At 59.7% G+C, this 16,732-nt stretch carries 16 protein-coding genes; all 16 read left to right on the forward strand.

Features of this window, described 5'->3' with window-relative positions:
- Positions 1-293: 293 nt before the first annotated feature.
- Positions 294-497 carry a helix-turn-helix transcriptional regulator gene (locus AC6H34_RS26650; RefSeq protein ID WP_497540807.1) on the forward strand — a complete coding sequence of 68 codons (204 nt, stop codon included), beginning with the start codon at positions 294-296 and terminating at the stop codon, positions 495-497.
- On the forward strand, positions 494-1,198 hold the full coding sequence (locus tag AC6H34_RS26655; protein WP_497540808.1) for a DUF1441 family protein: 705 nt from the start codon (positions 494-496) through the stop codon (positions 1,196-1,198). The genes AC6H34_RS26650 and AC6H34_RS26655 overlap by 4 nt, the downstream gene beginning before the upstream one ends.
- Entirely contained in the window at positions 1,182-3,260 is a 2,079-nt protein-coding gene (locus AC6H34_RS26660) for a terminase gpA endonuclease subunit (RefSeq protein ID WP_497540809.1), read from the forward strand. Before AC6H34_RS26655 ends, AC6H34_RS26660 begins: the two co-directional genes overlap by 17 nt.
- An 88-nt stretch (positions 3,261-3,348) precedes the next feature.
- Entirely contained in the window at positions 3,349-3,558 is a 210-nt protein-coding gene (gene gpW / locus AC6H34_RS26665) for a gpW family head-tail joining protein (RefSeq protein WP_497540810.1), read from the forward strand.
- Positions 3,559-3,644: 86 nt separating this feature from the next.
- Complete coding sequence (locus AC6H34_RS26670; RefSeq protein WP_497540811.1) at positions 3,645-5,339, forward strand: phage portal protein; 1,695 nt, start codon at positions 3,645-3,647, stop codon at positions 5,337-5,339.
- A complete protein-coding gene (locus tag AC6H34_RS26675) occupies positions 5,339-6,628 on the forward strand; it encodes a S49 family peptidase (RefSeq protein ID WP_497540812.1) in 1,290 nt (429 codons plus the stop codon). Before AC6H34_RS26670 ends, AC6H34_RS26675 begins: the two co-directional genes overlap by 1 nt.
- A 65-nt stretch (positions 6,629-6,693) precedes the next feature.
- Positions 6,694-7,131, forward strand: coding sequence for a head decoration protein (locus AC6H34_RS26680; protein WP_497540813.1), 438 nt, complete (start codon positions 6,694-6,696; stop codon positions 7,129-7,131).
- Between the two features lie 61 nt (positions 7,132-7,192).
- A complete protein-coding gene (locus AC6H34_RS26685; protein ID WP_497540814.1) occupies positions 7,193-8,275 on the forward strand; it encodes a major capsid protein in 1,083 nt (360 codons plus the stop codon).
- Between the two features lie 65 nt (positions 8,276-8,340).
- Positions 8,341-8,697 (forward strand): hypothetical protein, encoded by a 357-nt coding sequence (locus AC6H34_RS26690; RefSeq protein WP_497540815.1) that lies wholly within the window; start codon positions 8,341-8,343, stop codon positions 8,695-8,697.
- Positions 8,697-9,098 (forward strand): hypothetical protein, encoded by a 402-nt coding sequence (locus tag AC6H34_RS26695; protein WP_497540816.1) that lies wholly within the window; start codon positions 8,697-8,699, stop codon positions 9,096-9,098. Before AC6H34_RS26690 ends, AC6H34_RS26695 begins: the two co-directional genes overlap by 1 nt.
- The gene (locus AC6H34_RS26700) at positions 9,095-9,733 is read left to right on the forward strand and encodes a hypothetical protein (RefSeq protein WP_497540817.1); all 639 of its coding nucleotides are present in this window, start codon (positions 9,095-9,097) and stop codon (positions 9,731-9,733) included. The genes AC6H34_RS26695 and AC6H34_RS26700 overlap by 4 nt, the downstream gene beginning before the upstream one ends.
- Positions 9,730-10,224 (forward strand): hypothetical protein, encoded by a 495-nt coding sequence (locus AC6H34_RS26705; protein ID WP_497540818.1) that lies wholly within the window; start codon positions 9,730-9,732, stop codon positions 10,222-10,224. The genes AC6H34_RS26700 and AC6H34_RS26705 overlap by 4 nt, the downstream gene beginning before the upstream one ends.
- 44 nt (positions 10,225-10,268) lie before the next feature.
- Positions 10,269-11,063 carry a phage tail tube protein gene (locus AC6H34_RS26710; RefSeq protein WP_497540819.1) on the forward strand — a complete coding sequence of 265 codons (795 nt, stop codon included), beginning with the start codon at positions 10,269-10,271 and terminating at the stop codon, positions 11,061-11,063.
- Between the two features lie 29 nt (positions 11,064-11,092).
- Positions 11,093-11,506 (forward strand): phage pre-tape measure protein, encoded by a 414-nt coding sequence (locus AC6H34_RS26715; protein ID WP_497540820.1) that lies wholly within the window; start codon positions 11,093-11,095, stop codon positions 11,504-11,506.
- 35 nt (positions 11,507-11,541) lie between these two features.
- The gene (locus tag AC6H34_RS26720) at positions 11,542-11,763 is read left to right on the forward strand and encodes a hypothetical protein (RefSeq protein ID WP_497540821.1); all 222 of its coding nucleotides are present in this window, start codon (positions 11,542-11,544) and stop codon (positions 11,761-11,763) included.
- Positions 11,756-16,732: a tape measure protein gene (locus AC6H34_RS26725; RefSeq protein WP_497540822.1), complete on the forward strand. Its 4,977-nt coding sequence runs from the start codon at positions 11,756-11,758 to the stop codon at positions 16,730-16,732. The genes AC6H34_RS26720 and AC6H34_RS26725 overlap by 8 nt, the downstream gene beginning before the upstream one ends.

Here is a 16,732-nt window from a genome sequence, read left to right on the forward strand (position 1 = left end):
ACCCCGTACGTCTCACCGGATTGCACACGCAAACCCCAGGACCGAGTCCACGCTGAAATATAAGCCCATTCATTCGCAGGGGATCAAGGGCCTACTTCACCTAAAGAAATGCCCGCTGTGGTTGACGCCTGGAAGGCCAACTCTCGGCGGGCATTGAGTCAAGGGAGGAAACACCCGAGGTGGGCAGGCCGAGCGGCAAGAGTGCCCGACCGCGATCTGTGTCGCACATTCCGACTTGTAAATCAACTGTTAGATGATTATCCTCGCAATCCGTTGAAAGGACGCGAGCCCCGATGATCGACAATGACCCTACCGAATTTGACACGCAGCTTCTGCGCATGCCCGACGTTCTTCAGATGACGAAATTGTCGGAAGCCACCATCAGACGTCTCATCACAAAGAAGCAGTTCCCACGTCCGATCCGGCTAGGTTCGTCGATTTTGTTCCGCCAATCAGAGGTGCGCGCCCACATTGAGAAATTGAGCGCCAATCGATGACCGATTACTCGGCACTGTTGGGCGACGATCCTGCGCCGATTGCGGTCAAGCGTCGGCCCGGCCGCCCCCGAAAAGAAGCCGTTGATCCTCTCGAGGTATTGCGTCGCCGGGCATTGGAGCGCGCAGCCGGGTCATCCAAGGACAACGACCTTGGCACGGTGTTGCAGGGCGTGTCGATTACGGCCCTGATGAAGATCTTCCGAAAGGGGCGGCCGGAGGTCGTTAAGGCCCTCCAGGACGGCAAGGTCGCGCCGATAAAAACTATCGGGAAACAGATCGGCGATCTCTATGACCTGGCAGAGGCTGCAGCAGCGCTCGTGCCATCCAACCGGGATCGTGACACCTTTTTCCGCAACATCAAAGCCGACGACCTGCCGCAGCATCTTCAGGAGAGGTTCTGGGATGCGAAGCTGAAGGAGATGCGCTTCCGTCGGCAGGCCGGCGAGCTTTGGTCGACGACACAGGTCATGGAAGCCTTGTCGAAAGTCTTCAAGACTATCAAAGAGCACACGATGCATTGGTCTGATCAGGTTGAGACCAAGGGGAACCTGACGCCGGAACAGCATGAAATCCTGACAGGGCTCGTTGACTCGATGCTCGACGACCTGCTCGGCAATCTGCGCGAGACAGCGTCGAAGACATCGACCGGAAGCTATCTGCAAACGCTGGTGCTCGAAGGCGACAATGACTCTGACATTTGATGACGAAGATATCGTCAGCACCGGAATAACCTCGATCGAAAGCATGATCGTTTCGGTTGCCGAAGGCATTCGCCCCTCCGAGCGCATCAGCGTCGCTGAATCTACGCGCCGCCATCGCTTCATCGACGGCAGGAAATGGGACGATGAAATTGCGCCCTACCTGACGGAATTTCAGGAAGCGATGTCATCGAAAAAGCAACAAGGTGCGGTGTTCGTTGCACCTGCTAGAACCGGAAAATCGGAGAACGCTCTCAACCTGTTTCAGTATTGTGCGCTCTACGACCCTGGCGACATGACGATCTTCGACATGACGCAGGCCGTGGCCCGCGATTGGTCAAACAAGGAATTGAAGCGTTTCCTGCGTTCCAATCTCACCGGCAAGCGCGTGTTGACCAAGAACGTCCATGACCTAAGTTTGCGAAACGGCATGGAGCTTCAGATTAAATGGCCTACCATCACCGAGTTGTCCGGCAAGACTATTCAGCGGGTCTGGTTACGTGACTATGACCGCATGCCGATCGATATCGACGGCGAAGGAAATCCGTTCGACCTTGCCCGCAAGCGCACCACCACCTTCGGTCGGTTCGGTCTGGCTGTTGCGGAGGCTTCACCGGGCTACGAGGTTGAAGATCCGAAATGGACCCCTCGAACGCCACATGAGGCGCCGCCGACAAAAGGTATCCTCGAACTGTATAACCGCGGCGATCGGCGCCGTTGGTATTGGCGGTGCCCACATTGCGATGCCCCTTTCGAGCCGCGCTTCAAGCTGCTGAACTACCCCGATAGCCAGGACGACATGGAAGCCGCCTCGATGGTGACTTTGCGTTGTCCCCACTGTGCCATGGACATCGAGCAGAGCGAGAAACGGCGCCTGAACATCGCCGGTCGGTGGTTGAAGGAAGGTCAAACCTGGGGCGAGGACGGCAGGATCTACGGGGAAGGTGTCAGGTCCGATATCGCTTCATTTTGGATGTTCGGCCCGGCCGCAGCGTTCCAGAAGTGGGATTCCCTTGTCCTCGATTACCTGCGCGCCAAAAGAGCCTACGACACGACGGGTGACCTCGGCCCGCTCAAAAAGACAGTAACCGCCGACCAGGGTGAGGCCTTTCTGTCGCCCGCCCTCGCCGAGGGTCGATTGCCGGATTGGTATGCCGAGCGCAAAGAGCATTGGGGATCGAGAGAAACGCCAACGGTGCCGGAGGGCGTTCGATTCCTGGTGGCGACGATCGACGTCCAGGCCGGCACGCGTTCTTCGTTCGTCGTGCAAGTCCAGGGTTGGGGCGAAGGCGGCGACGTCTGGCTCGTCGATTATTTCAAGATCCGTCACTCTGAACGCAAGGGGCCCGACGGCGAGCCCGAGATTATCGATCCGGCAGGTTATCCAGAAGATTGGCATGTGCTCGTCGAGAGGGTGATCGAGAAGACCTACCCCTTGGACGACGGTTCGGGGCGGCGAATGCAGATTAAGGCAGTCGGTTGCGACGCGGGCGGCAAGGCCGGCGTAGCAACCAATGCCATCACGTTTTGGCGCTGGCTTCGCGATACCCAAGGCTCAGGCCACCAAAACCGATTCCGCCTCATCCTCGGTCGTACCCATGCAGGATTGCCGCGATGGCAGATCAGTTACATCGATTCGAGCCGCAAGGACCGCAACTCCGGTGCTCGCGGCGACGTGCCGTTCCTCATGCTGCACTCGAACAAGCTCAAGGATCAATTGCACGCCAAACTCGGGCGCACGACTTCCGGGGGCGGCATGATCCATTTTCCCGATTGGACCGAGCCGTTCATTTTCACTCAGTTGACGACAGAGGTCCGCGGTCCCAGCGGTTGGGATAAACCAAACGAGCGCGCTCACAACGAAGCGTGGGACCTCTTCTACTATAGCGAGGGTCTTGCCCTTTCGAACCTCATCGACGTCGAACGCATCAGGTGGGACCGGCCGCCGAATTGGGCCGCCGAGTGGGACAAGAATGAAATGGTGATCGAACCTACCGCTGAAGGTTTTGTCGTTCGAAAGAAACCTACGGTCAGTCTTGCGGACCTTGCCAAGAAGTTTGGCTGACCCCGAAATCCACCGATGGTTGATTTCACTCGTAACGTAAGGTAATGCTGTCTCGTACGGGAATATTCCTCCTGCCCATTCGAGACAGATGGCCGCCACACCTGAGATGCTCCAGGACGCACGGGACGCCTATCATCGCCTGATGATGGGTGAGAACGTCGTTAGGATCCGCGACGCCGACGGCAAGGAAATCCAGTACACGGCCGCCATCGCAACTCGCCTCGCTGCCTACATCGTCTCGATGGAGATTGAGCTCGGTCTGCGGAAATCGTCCGGCCCGATGAGGGTTTGGTTCTGATGCGGTACCCCAACGAATTTCAGCATTTGCTCGGAGACGACGGGACACCGTCGACGGGCGAATCCCCACGGCCGGACGTTCGCGGGGTGTCGTCCGGCCGTGGGCGCGAACTGATGATCGTCGGGGACACCAGCAGTTACGAGGGTGCGTCCAACGTCAGCCGCGAACTGGCGACCTGGAATGCCTCACGCGGTTCGGCCGATCGTGATGTCATCCCCTCGCGCCGCAATCTCGATCCGCGCACCCGGGATAGCGCCAGGAACGATGCCCAGGTCCAGGGCGGCGTGCAATCTGCCACCAATGGCGTCGTCGGTGCGGAATACGTGCTGATGCACAAACCCTCGTCGACCTACTTGTTCGGCAAGGAAGACGTCGATTGGGAATCGGAGCTTCAGGAAGAGGTCGAGGAAAAGTTCTCCCTCTATGCCGAGTCGCCGGATTTCTGGATCGACGCAGCCAGGAAGAAGTCGTTCACTGATATGATCCGTCTCGGAGTGTCCAACGACATTCTCTACGGCGAAGACCTGTCAACCGTCGAATGGATGAAAGGTGAAGACCGCCGTCGTCCATATATGACAGCATTCCAGGCCATCGACACCGATCGCCTGTCCACGCCGCCCGAGTTCATGGGTGATCCTCTGGTTCGCGGCGGGATTCGGCGCAACGTTTATGGCGCACCTCAGGGGGCCTATATCCAGGTCGCCCATCCGTCGGACGTCTTCGTCTACAACGCCGATATCTTTCGCTGGAAGTTCGTGCCGATCACCAAGCCGTGGGGGCGTCTCCAGTTCATTCACATCTTCGAGGAACAGCGTGCGGACCAGACGCGCGGCATCGCCCGCATGGTCGCCGCCCTCAAAGAGATGCGGATGACGAAGAAGTTCCGTGACATCGTCCTCCAAAAGGCGGTCCACAACGCCACCTATGCGGCGACCATTGAATCGGACATGCCGACGGCGGAGATCTTCGCTCGGCTCGGCGGTGTCGACATGACGCCAGAAGCGGTCCAGGAAGCACTCGCCGCCTACATGGCCGGTCACTTTGGCACGCTCGAACAGTTCATGCAGGCCGCGTCGAACCTCCAGATCGACGGCGTGAAGATCCCTCACCTTCCGCCCGGTGCCAAGCTTCAGCTTCGTGATGCCACGCAGAGCGGCCCGCTCGGCGACGACTTCGAACGCAGCCTCGCGCGTTACATCGCGTCCGGTCTCGGTATCTCCTACGAGGAGTTCTCGAAGGATTTCTCGAAGACGAATTATTCGGGCTTCAAGGGGGCGGCCTCGCTGACGAAGCAGTCGGTTGCCATCCGCAAGCAGCGTGTCGCCGACCGCAAGGCGACTATCATGTTCCGCCTGTGGTTCGAGGAGGCCTTCAACCGCGGCGAATTCGAGACGCTGAAGCGCAAGAATGTCCCCTCGCTTTATGAGCGTCAGAACTTTGACGCCTATACCCTTTGCGATTGGATCGGCGCAGCCACCGGCCAGATCGATGAGCTCAAGGAAACGCAGGCCGCGGTGCTTCGCATCGATAACGGCCTGACCACCTATGAGGAAGAGCACGCCCGGCTCGGCGGCGATTGGCGCAAGAAGTTCCGCCAGATCAAACGCGAGCAGGAGTGGAAGAAGGAATACGACATCCTTCAGCAGCCGACCGACACGACCAACCAGATGAACGCCGCCTCCGGGTCCGGCAAGACCAAGAACGCGAAGAAAAAGGACTCCGGCTCCGGTTCATCCAAGGCCTTGTTCTTTGATACCGCGCCGGAAACGGAGACTGTCTGATGTCACTCAACGCGCTGTCGGTCCGCTTCAACAGCCAGGTCGCCCTCGTCGACGAGAATTCCAGCGCACGTGTGAATGCCCTGCTCGACGGGGCCTTCAACGCGTTGTGCAAGATCGAGCTTGCCGCCGACAAACCGCAGATGACGGACGATTTCTGGTTCGATCCGAACGACTGGCGGGCCGAGTATCGCCCCTATGTCGTCAAGGACGGCATCCTCCAGATTCCGGTGAAGGGTGTGCTGCTGCACGACTTCCCATATGCGCTCGGTAGTTGGGCAACCGGTTATCCCTATATCTGGAAGGCGTTCGAGCGCGGCATGTCCGATCCGGAGGTGCTTGGCGTCGCCCTGGTGGTCGATTCACCAGGCGGCGAAGTCGCCGGCAATTTCGACCTTGTCGACAAGATGTTTGCCTTCCGGGGACAGAAGCCGGTTCGAGCCTACGCCGCGGAGTCCATGTACTCGGCCGCATACTCCATCGGTTCGGTTGCCGACAAGATCATCGTGTCGCGCACGGGCGGTGTCGGATCGATCGGTGTCATCACCGCTCATGTCGATTACAGCCGCGCCATGGAAAAAGAAGGTGTCAAAGTCACCTTCATCACCTTCGGCAAGTACAAAGCCGACGGTAATCCTTACGAACCTTTGTCGAAGGAAGCCGAGGCTCGAATTCAGGCTCGAATTGACGAACTTGGCGAAGTTTTCGTGAATACAGTTTCACGAAACCGTGGTATGGATGCGTCTTCCGTTAGGGCAACCGAGGCGGCGACGTTCACTGCCACACAAGGTACGGCGAACGGATTGGCCGATGAGATCGGTTCGCTCGAAGATTCATTGGTGGCTTTCGCCACTGACGTCATTGTTGATGAAGAGGACGAAAGCATGATTACTCAGGCTGATGTTGACAAGGCCCGCGCCGAAGGTGTCGCAGAAGGTAAAGCCAGCGCCGCCGCCGATGTCGAAACCGCCCGCAAGGAAGGGGCCGTCGCAGCGCACGCTCGCATTTCAGCTATCCTCGGCTCGGAGGAAGCCAAGAAGCGGCCGAGCCTTGCCAGTCACTTGGCCTTCAAGACCGAGATGACCGCCGAGGTTGCCGTCGAGACGCTCAAGGCTTCCGCCGAAGAGGTAGTCGAGGCCCCGGAAGGCGAAACGCAGTCCAACGCCTTCGAGCGCGCGATGACCGAGACCGAGAACCCCAATGTCGGTGCGCTTGGCGGCGGCAACAAGGAACTCAGCCGCGCCGAGAAGGCTATGATCCTCGCAGGTCACAAGCCCCGCAAGGCGGCATAAGGAATGTGAACGGGCGCAGGGAAACTTGCGCCTTCCATCTCAACTGAAAGTCGAAAGGTCAACCAATGGCTACCATTACGCCGCAGGATCTTGCCAAGTCGGCCGGCATTCCGGCCCAGGGCAGCGACACCATCAACGTCACGCCCGAGGGCCTGATCACCGGTGATTATCCGGCAGTCTTCACCGAGGACATGACGGTCGCCGCCAGCCAGACGCTTCCCGCCTACAGTGTCGTCGGTCTGGATGCCTCCGGCAACCTGATCAAAGCCGTTCTCGGCACCACGGCGGCCATCGGGATCATCGTCATCGATGTGGCGACCGACGCTTCGGGAACCCTAAAGTCGGTGCCCGTGTGGCGCGGCGGCGTGTTCAATCCGGCGATGCTGGTGTGGGACGCCACCTACAACACCGACGAGAAGAAGCTCGAGGCTTTCCGCGGTGCGCCCTCGCCGTCGCAGATCGTCGTGCGTCCCATCAAAACCGCAACGGTCACCCTCCCCTGAGAGGGTGACGCCCAAGCTGTAGCCGCAAGGCTTACGCAACACGAACCCATGGAGCCTTGAAATGGCAATTGAGCTTTGGGAAAGCAAAGACCTCTACCAGTTGCAGCGCGACGATCGGTTTGACCCGATTCCGTCGTACTTTCTCGACACCTTCTTCACCGAGTCCTACTACTCGGACGACGAGAAGATCAGGTTCGGCAAGCTGCCCAAGGCTTCTCGTGCCCTGGCGCCCTTCGTTCTGCCGACCGAGCAGGGCAAGCCGATCTTCAGCCGCAAGGGTGAGACGATCAGCGATATCATCCCGCCTTATATCAAGGTGAAGGATGCTGTCCGCGCGGTGGATGCTCGTAACGTGCTGCCGAGCGAAGTGCTTGCCGCTGGCGGACGTCCGACGCTCGAGCAGCGTTTCGATCGGCGGGTCACCGAGATCACCGAGTTCCACCTTCGGGCCGTCAAGATGCAGAAGGCCTGGATGGCGGCGCGTGCGATCATCGACGCCAAGATCCAGATCAACTACGAGCGTGATCAGGGCGCATCCAATCCGAGTGTTCTGCTCGATTTCGGTCGCGACGCCGGTCATACGATCACGCTCGGCGCCGGCAACCGCTGGGATGATCCGGATCATTCCATCATGAACGACGTCGAGGGATGGATGAATACCATGTACCTCGCGCTGTTCGGCGGGTCCGCGTCCACCCTGATCGTTGGTGCCCAGGTGGCGCCGTTGTTCCGCAGGAATACGGAGATCAAGGCCAAGCTCGACAAGAACTTCCGCGGTTCCGAGGACGTCAATATCAAGACCGGCATTCTCCGCACGGAGCAGCCGCTCAAGTATATCGGCTCCCTCGCCGAGGGTCTGGACATCTGGACCTACCGCGACTTTGTCGAGAACGCGAATGGCGACATCGTCGACATCCTCGATCCGCGCGACGTACTGATGCTCGCCCCCGGAGCGACGGGCGTACAGGCGCACGGTGCGATCATGAACGACAAGGCATTGCGGGCCGGTCTGTCCTCGGTCGACATCTTCCCCTCCATGTGGGAAGCGGACGATCCGTCGGCCACCTACCTGATGCACGAGTCGAGCCCGCTGCCGATTCCGCTGTTCCCGAATCGCAGCCTTAAGGCCCGCGTTATCGCCTGACGACTGGTGGCGGCATTCATTTGCCGCCACTTTCCACTGCTGGTTGATTTTAGAAGGGACATCCCATGAAGCTGTACGCTTTGCATACCATTCATCGCACCGGGCCGAATGGTCCGGAGGTTGTCGCCGCCAAGTCGGTGTTCACTTCCACTGCCGACGAGTTCGAGGATCTTGCTCGCCTCGGCGCGGCTCGTGAGGCCACCAAGGAAGAGATCACCCTGGCAAAGGACGCCTACAAGGCCAAGAACGGCGGTAGCGCCGAAGGCTTTGACGACGCCACGACCGAGAAGGTGCAGAAGGTCGAGAAGACCGAAGCTCCCAAGGGTAAGGGTGGTCGCGCATCCAAGGCTGACAAGGGCGAGAAGTCCGAGAAGCCTGAGGATGAGAAGCCCGAAGGCGAAGGCGGCGAGGCCGATATCTGATGACCATCTTCCGCGATCATATGCGGAAGGCACACCGGCAGCTTCATCGAGTGATGAGGTTGCCGGTGCTTTATATTGTCGATGAGGATCCTGGACCGCCGATCGAAATCACAGCGCGCGTGCATAACGCGAAGCATGGCGCCACCGACGAGATTGGTGGGCGCAACAACAATTGGATGAGCCGCGAGAACCTGGTCAACCCGACGATCACGTTCATGCGCGACGAACTGGCCGACAAGGGTATCATTCCCAAACGCGGCGACATCATTTCCGTACAGCCCGGCGAAGCCTATCAGGTCGATCGCGATGCGCCGGCCGACGACATCAGCGTCGTCCTTTATGTCAGCTACATCGAGCAGGGCGAAACCTCCGACCTTCCCGTACCGGAGTCGACGCTGTGAGCAACGCCATGGTTGTCACGGTTGAGGGGTTGGCGGCGCTCACCGACATCGACAAGCTGGAAGAGCAGATGGCGGCGAACGGCTCGCGCGCCGTCAATGCCACGATACGCAAGGCGCGCACCGACGCGGCTTCTGCAATCGCCAAACAGGTCAAGTTTCCACCCGGATACTTGCGCGGGGCGAACAGTCGCCTGAACATCACCAAGTTCGCTTCCCCTAAGGATCCGGTCGCCAAACTGTCTGCCCGCACGCGCGCGACCTCACTGGCCCGCTTCGTGAAGGGACCGGTCACGTTCAAGGGAAATGCGAGTGCCAAAGGTCTGACCGTCGAAGTCAAACCCGGTGCGGCGCGCTTCCTCAAGACAGCTTTTCTGATCAAACTCCGGTCCGGCACCGCCGACAGCGGGGCGCAGAATCTCGGTCTCGCAATCCGCCTCAAGCCCGGCGCGCGCCCCGATAAATCCCGCATCGGGGCAAAGAAGCTCGGCAAGGATTTGTGGCTCCTCTATGGCCCAAGTGTCCAACAGGCCCTGGTGAACGCCCAGGGTGGCGGCGTGGCACAAGATCTTTCCCCTGACTTGCTCGACTACCTGGAAAAGGAGTTTGAGCGCCTCCAGAAGGCTGACGTGAAATGAGCGATCCCATCCGCCTCAAAGCCATGAAGGCGCTGACCGACATCATCGAGACGGCTGAATTGCCAGACGGTATGACGCTGAGCGGTCGCGTGATCCGCGGTCGATTGACCTATGGACCCGGCGATCCGTTGCCCATGGTTTCGTTGTTAGAACCGCCGCACGCGATCGAGAACCTGAAAGGTCCATCTGACTTCACAGGGCGCGCGGGCGATTGGGACATTCTGGTCCAGGGTTGGGTGAAGGACAACAAGAAGTACCCGACCGACGAATGCTATGTTCTCCAGGCGGCCGTGTGCCAGCGAATCGGGGAGCACAAAAGGGACGTCGGTTCCGCTCGGGTCAACAATCTCCTCGGTCTGAGGGGCAAGTGCACTGATATTTCCCTTGGGGCACCGGTTATTCGACCACCGGACGACACTTCGGATCGCTCCTGCTTCTACATGATTATCACGTTGAAAATCGTGGAAGACTTGCTCAATCCGTTCGTGTAAGGTCGAAATCAACTGACAGTGGTTTATTCAACGGAGATCAGCCAATGGCAACCGATCTGAACTACACCTTGGGGCGCGGCGTCGTGTACTTCTCCAAGTTCAAGCCCGGCACGCAGGATCCTGAAGGTTTTCGCGACTTCGGTGACGTCAAGGAGCTCAAGCTCAATTTCGCCGCCGAGAAGCTGGAGCACTATTCGTCCCGGCGCGGCCTGAAGGAGAAGGATCTGTCGATCACCACGCAGATCAATCGCACCGGTTCGATGACGACCGAGTCCATCATGTCGGAAAACCTGGCCTTGTTCTTCTTCGGCTCGACGTCAGTCCTCACCATTGTCGGCGCGACCGTCGCTTCCGAAGCGATCGACGACGTGAAGCTCGGCTATTTCTATCAGCTTGGCGTTTCTCCGTCGAACCCCTCGGGCGCCCGCGACATCGTCTATCCGGGCGCTGCCGGCACCGCGTTCAGCCTCAAGAAGAGTGCAACTGCCCTGGTGTCCGGCACCGACTTCAAGCTCGACCCTGTGACCGGCATGCTCGAAATTCTCGAGGGCGGTACTGTGGTCGATGGTGACGACCTTACGGCGGGCTACACCACCAACAGCGGCACCCGCGACAGGACGGTTTCCGGTTCGACGCCGATCGAGGGTGCCCTGCGTTACGTGTCGGCCAATGCCCACGGCAAAGACCAGGACTATTTCCTGCCCTACGTTTCGTTGTCGCCGAACGGAGATTTCGATCTGATCGGCGACGCCCTGCTGGCCCTGCCCTTCACGCTCGACATCCTCAAGCGCCCCGATATGGAGGCCCTCTATATCGACGGCCGCCCGGGCGGCCTCTGACCTGAAGATCTGAAAAGGCTCACCCTGCCATGGCTTTGAAAGATCTTCGGCTTCCGACCTACACGGTCAAGGTTGCGGACGACAGCTTCGTCGTCCGCGGCCTCTCCTTCAACGACATCGTTCAACTGGTCGAGGTCAATCGGGAGCAGATCGAACCGCTGTTCAGGCGCTTCGTCAGCAGTCCGTCGACCGAAAGCCAGATTGATGTCGGCATGGACATCATCCGCTATGCCCCGGCCGCTGCGGCTCATGCAATCGCCCTCTCGGCGAATGAGCCGGAGATGATCGAGGTGGCGGCAAGCCTGCCGATCGACGTCCAGATCGATGCGCTGGAGAACATCGCGCGTCTGACCGTAGCGACGGTCGGCGGCCCAAAAAAGCTAGCGGAAACCGTCGCCCGGATCACCAAGGGGCTCACGGGAACCATGAAGTCCTTGAGCTAGACGACTGGATTTGGAGTGCCCGCGAGCAGGTCAGCTTGCTCATTGAATATGGACACTCCGCTGCCGCCGACATGCCCCTCGGTTGGGTGAAGGCGGAAGCGCTGATCGTAAGTGAGCGGGAGATATCCCGCCTGCGAACGGAAGCGATCCTGACGTACCAGGCGGTTTCCGCTGTCGTATCTCCGATGCTGTCGGGGAAGCCGGACGCCACGAAGGCGTTCAACGAAACGCTGAAGAGGCTTCAGGACAATGGCTGAGAAAGAAGTCGCCCTCGTAGTCCGTTTGAAAAACGAGGCATCGTCGGCGGCGAAACTGATCACCGACAGCCTGAAGGATTTGAAGGGAGCGCTCGGCGACATTGGTGCCAATGGTGCCAAAGCTGGTGGTGTCGTCGGCGACCTCGCGAAAGACCTGGGGGAACTGGAGGCCAAATCAAAAGGTCTCCAGACCCTTGCCAAGATCGCCGGCCAGATGGACAAGGCCGCTGCGACCGTCGACAAGTTGAAGGCCAGCGTTGCGGAGTCCGTCACCGAACTCACGAAGTTGGTCACGGCAAGCCAGGAGGCCAACAGCAAGGCTGGCTCACTCGATGCCGAACTGAAAAAGCAAACCGATCTCCGCAAGCAGAATACGGAGAGCCTAAAGGCCGCACAGAAGGCACAGCGGGACGACGCGTCCGAGCTAGCCAAGGCCGAGGCCGCTCTCAAGAAGTACAATGACCAGCTTGCTCGCACGAGGCTGACCACCAGCAACGGTGTGAGCTACGGGAAGGATATCGTCCAGCCCTCGAAGTCGGCCAAGGACTCGGCTGCTACCTTGCTCGCAGGAGACGTCGCCGCCGCCCGTCAGCAGATGGAAGCATCCGCGGCATCCGTTAAGCAGTGGACGCAGACGGTAAACGAGTCCAATCTCGCGGTGAAGGCTGCTTCCGGTGCATACAAGGTGGCCGCTTCAGAGCAGGCCGATCTCGCCGGTAAGCTCGACCGACTTGAGACGTCTCTCGACGCGGAAACCCGCTCTCTTCATCAGAGCGAACTTGCGCTCAAGGAGATGGCGACCGTTGCCAACCAGGCAGGTGCCGCCCTCGGCGTCAATGAAATCAACCTCAGGAAGGTCAGCGAGGCGTCCGACGCCGCCGCCGCCAATATCAACAAGGTCAAGGACGCTCTCTCCCGCCAGACGTCCAGCACGCAGAATGCCAGCAACTTCGTCGGTCCCATCATCGACCCGACGCAAGCCCGCGCCCAGACGGCTGCGGCCGGTGGCGGAAAGGCGGCGCAGGATCTTGCCGCATACAAGGCGCAGGCCGCTGCGCTTCAGGTCACCAAGAATGCCATGGAGGCCGCCGCGCGCGCTGCGACGGCGCTCGGCCGAGAAATGGCGACCACCTCTGCGCCGACCGAGGAACTTGCTCGCGATTTCCTGCTCGCCAAGGCACGGTCCGCCGAGCTCACGCAGTCGTATCAGGCGCAGGCTGTTCAGTTGAATGCCCTGCGGGGACAGACTCAGAGCACGTTCTCGCAGTTCATCCGGGCCGCCACGCAAGTTCAGCCACTCGCCAACGCTTCAAACCAGACGGCCAACGCACTGCGCAACGTGCCGTCGATTGCATCGCAGGCGGCCGGAGGTCTCAGCAGTCTTGGCTCTGCGGCGCAGCGTGCCGGTTCTGGCTTGCAGTCTGCCGGAAATAGCTCACGCGAAGCTCTCGACCTTGTTCAGCGCCTGCGCGGGCAGGTTCTTTCTCTTGCCGCGAGCTACGTCGGCCTTCAATCGGCGATCAGCACCCTCGGTCAGGTCGTTGCAGCCTATCGGACCGTCGAGGCGGCGCAGAACCGCTTGGGTGTAGTGTTCAACCAGGACGGCGGGGCCATCAAAAACGAGATGGCCTATTTGAACGCTCAGGCGGCACGCCTTGGCATTTCGTTCGACACGTTGTCGGACCAGTATTCCAAGTTCGCCATTGCAGCAAAGACTTCGAACTTCACGATGGCCGACACACGGAAGATCTTCACTTCCGTGGCCGAGGCGGCGCGAGTCAGCAAGCTCTCGGTCGATCAGACCAATGGCGTTTTCCTCGCCCTCGAGCAGATGATCTCGAAGGGCAAAGTCTCGTCTGAGGAACTGCGTCGTCAATTGGGTGACCGGTTGCCGGGCGCTTTCGCTCTGTTCGCTGACGCGATCGGCGTGTCCACGGCCGAACTCGACAAGATGATGAAGAAGGGTGAGGTGCTCGCCGACAGCGACACCATGCTCAAATTTGCCGATGCCTTGGATCGGAAGTTCGGCTCGCAGCTTCCTGAATCTCTGAAAACCACCACGACCGCGATCGGTCAGTTCCAGAACGCCACGTACAACGCCCTGCTGCAAATCGGGCAGGGTGGCTTCATCGACGCCTTCACAAACGGTCTCCGTAGAATGACGGAGTACTTCCAGAGTCGTGAGGGTCGAGACTTCTTCCTGGCAATCGGGTCGGCCGCTGGTACCGTCGTGCGAGCACTGACGGCGCTCATTCCCTACTTCAACCAACTGAAGCTCGTGCTCGGTGCGATCATCGGGCTCCAGTTCGCCGGCACCGTAAGCAAGATCGGTGCAACTTTCCTCGGTCTGATCGGCAATATCGGCGCCTTCATGAGCGCCATGCGCGGCGCCACCACCCTTGTCGGGGCTTTGAGCGTCGCCGCGAGGGGATTGTCGGCGGCCTTCGGAGGAATCCCGGGCATCATCGCGGCCATTGCCGGCGTGGTCGTCACACAGTGGATCACTCGCGTTGACCAGGCCACGACCGCGATCGACGAACATCGGCGACAGGTGGAAGCCGTCCGCGCAGCCTACGTGGCGGCGAGCGGTGCCGTTGGCGATATGGCTGCGAAGATTGTCGGTGTCACCAAAACGCAGGCCGAAGCCACACTCGCTGCGCTGAAGGAGGTCGCCGAGCAGAGCCGTAAGGCGAACGAGACGACGACGGGTCGGGGTATTTCGACGTTGTCGACCGGTCAGTTTGCCAGCGAATTTAAAGCCACGCCTGGTTATGACCAGATGGCCCAGCTTCGTGCCCTTGAGCAGGAGTATATCAAGCTCGGTGGAAACATCGATGAGTACAAAAAGAAGCTGGAGGCCATTGCAGAAGCCAGCAATGTCGAAGGAGTAAAGGCTTATTCGCTCGAGTTGCAGAACGCTGCCGACAAAAGCAGAGAGGCCTCGGATGCTGCGGCCAACCAACAAGGCGTGGTCGATGCTCTCAGCGGCAAGATTACCGAGGCCACCAGTGCGACACTCGGCTTGTCTGATGCCCAAGCGGAGATCGTAGATAACTCCAAAAAGGCCGCTGAAGCTCAGGAGGCGTATACTTCTGCGCTCGACGAATTGAAGTCGAAGGTACCGGCCCTCGCCGATCAGATGAAGGCCCTCAAAAAAGAGGCCGAGATCGACGACATCTTCGAGAAGGCCCGGGCCGCCCTTGAAAGGTATGCACAGCAGGCGAACCTCGACGTGCATCAGTTCGCGGCATTGTCGCGAGAACTGAACGGCCTGAAGGATGCTGCCAAGGCTGCGGCTGACATCGACAGCCTACGCAAGGATCTCGGTGCCTTCAATGACGCGGCGGGCAAATCCGCCAAGCTCATCAGCACGTTTGAAGGCTTCAAGACCAATGCCTATTGGGACGTGAACCACTACCGTGTTGGTTACGGCTCCGACACAATGACGGGCGCGGACGGTTCGGTCACAGCAACTACCAAGGAATCGGTCGTTTCCCTGGACGATGCCGTTCGCGACCTTACTCGCCGTATCAGTGGCTATTTTTCCGACTTGGCGCAGCAGATCGGCCCGGAGAAGTTCAGCGAGCTCGACGACAATCAGAAGGCGGTTCTGGCCTCGATCGTCCACAACTACGGCAAGTTGCCCGGGGATATCCTCAAGGCGTTGCAGACCGGCACCGATAAGGATGTCGCCGATGCAATTCGGAGCCATGCCGGGGACAACAACGGCATCAACTCTACCCGGCGCAACAAGGAAGCTGCTCTTTTCGAGACCGGCGACAACGGCGATACGCAGGATCGCGCGATCAAGGCCGCCGAGAAGAAGGTTAAGGCTCAGGAAGACTTCGATGACTCCGTGAAGCGCGGCAACGACCTTATCCAGGCCGAAATCGACGGCAAAGAGGTGTCGACCCGCCAGGCGTTCATTGAGAAGGGTATCCAGGAACTCAAGAACGATGCTCTGAAGAAGGGCGTCAATCTTACCGAGGAGGATATCAAGCGCCGCACCGAACTGCTCGGCAAGCAGTGGGATTCCAAGCACGCCGAAGACGAGAAGAACAAGGCGGCGAAGGATGCTATCCAGACCTTGACCGCCTTGGATCGCGAGCGCGCGGCGGAATACCAGAAGTTCCTCGTTGCCCAGAAGGAAGGCGACCAGAACGCCATGGGTGCAGCCAAGGGGCGCATCGAGGAACTGACCGGCAAAATCAACGATGCCATTCCCGCTGCCAAGGAATTCGCCGGGACGTTGTCCGGCGCCGACATGGCGCAGGCCAATGCTGCGATCGAAAAGGTTGCCGCCAGCACGGCCAAGATGTCGCTCAACATGCGGACGGCCGCGAGCAACGTCAATCTTCTCGGGCTGAACTCGCGGCAAATGGATAGCATCTGGCGCGATTTCGCCAGCGGCTTTGGCAATATCTTCGGTGATTTCCTGTCCGGTCTACGTGACGGCAAGAAGGCAACCGAGGCTCTGAAGGACGCGTTCCTGAACTTTGCGGCCAACTTCCTCATGAAGATCGGCCAGATGATCATCGAACAGCAGATCCTCAATGCGCTTCAGTCTTTCGGGCTGCTCGGCGGCGGTGGGGGCGGACTGGCCCCGGCCTCGATGTTCCATACTGGCGGCATGGTCGGTGGCGGCGCGGTCACCCGTAGCGTCAACCCGGCAGTTTTCGCCGGTGCCCTGCGCTTCCACACCGGGGGTCTGCCGGGTCTGACGCCCGATGAAGTGCCGGCCATCCTCAAGAAGGGCGAAGAGGTGCTCACGCAGGATGACCCGCGCAACGTCCTCAACGGCGGCAAGGGTGCCCAAGGCGGCCAGCCCGGCAAGGTCGATCTGAAGATCATCAATACGATCGACGCAGGCGACATGGTCTCACAGGGCCTCGCCTCCGAGCCGGGTCAACAGACCATGTTCAACTTCATCCGCAACAACAAGAGCAAGATCCGCAACATCCTGGGTTGA

The organism is Labrys sp. ALF-8 (genome assembly GCF_059699065.1).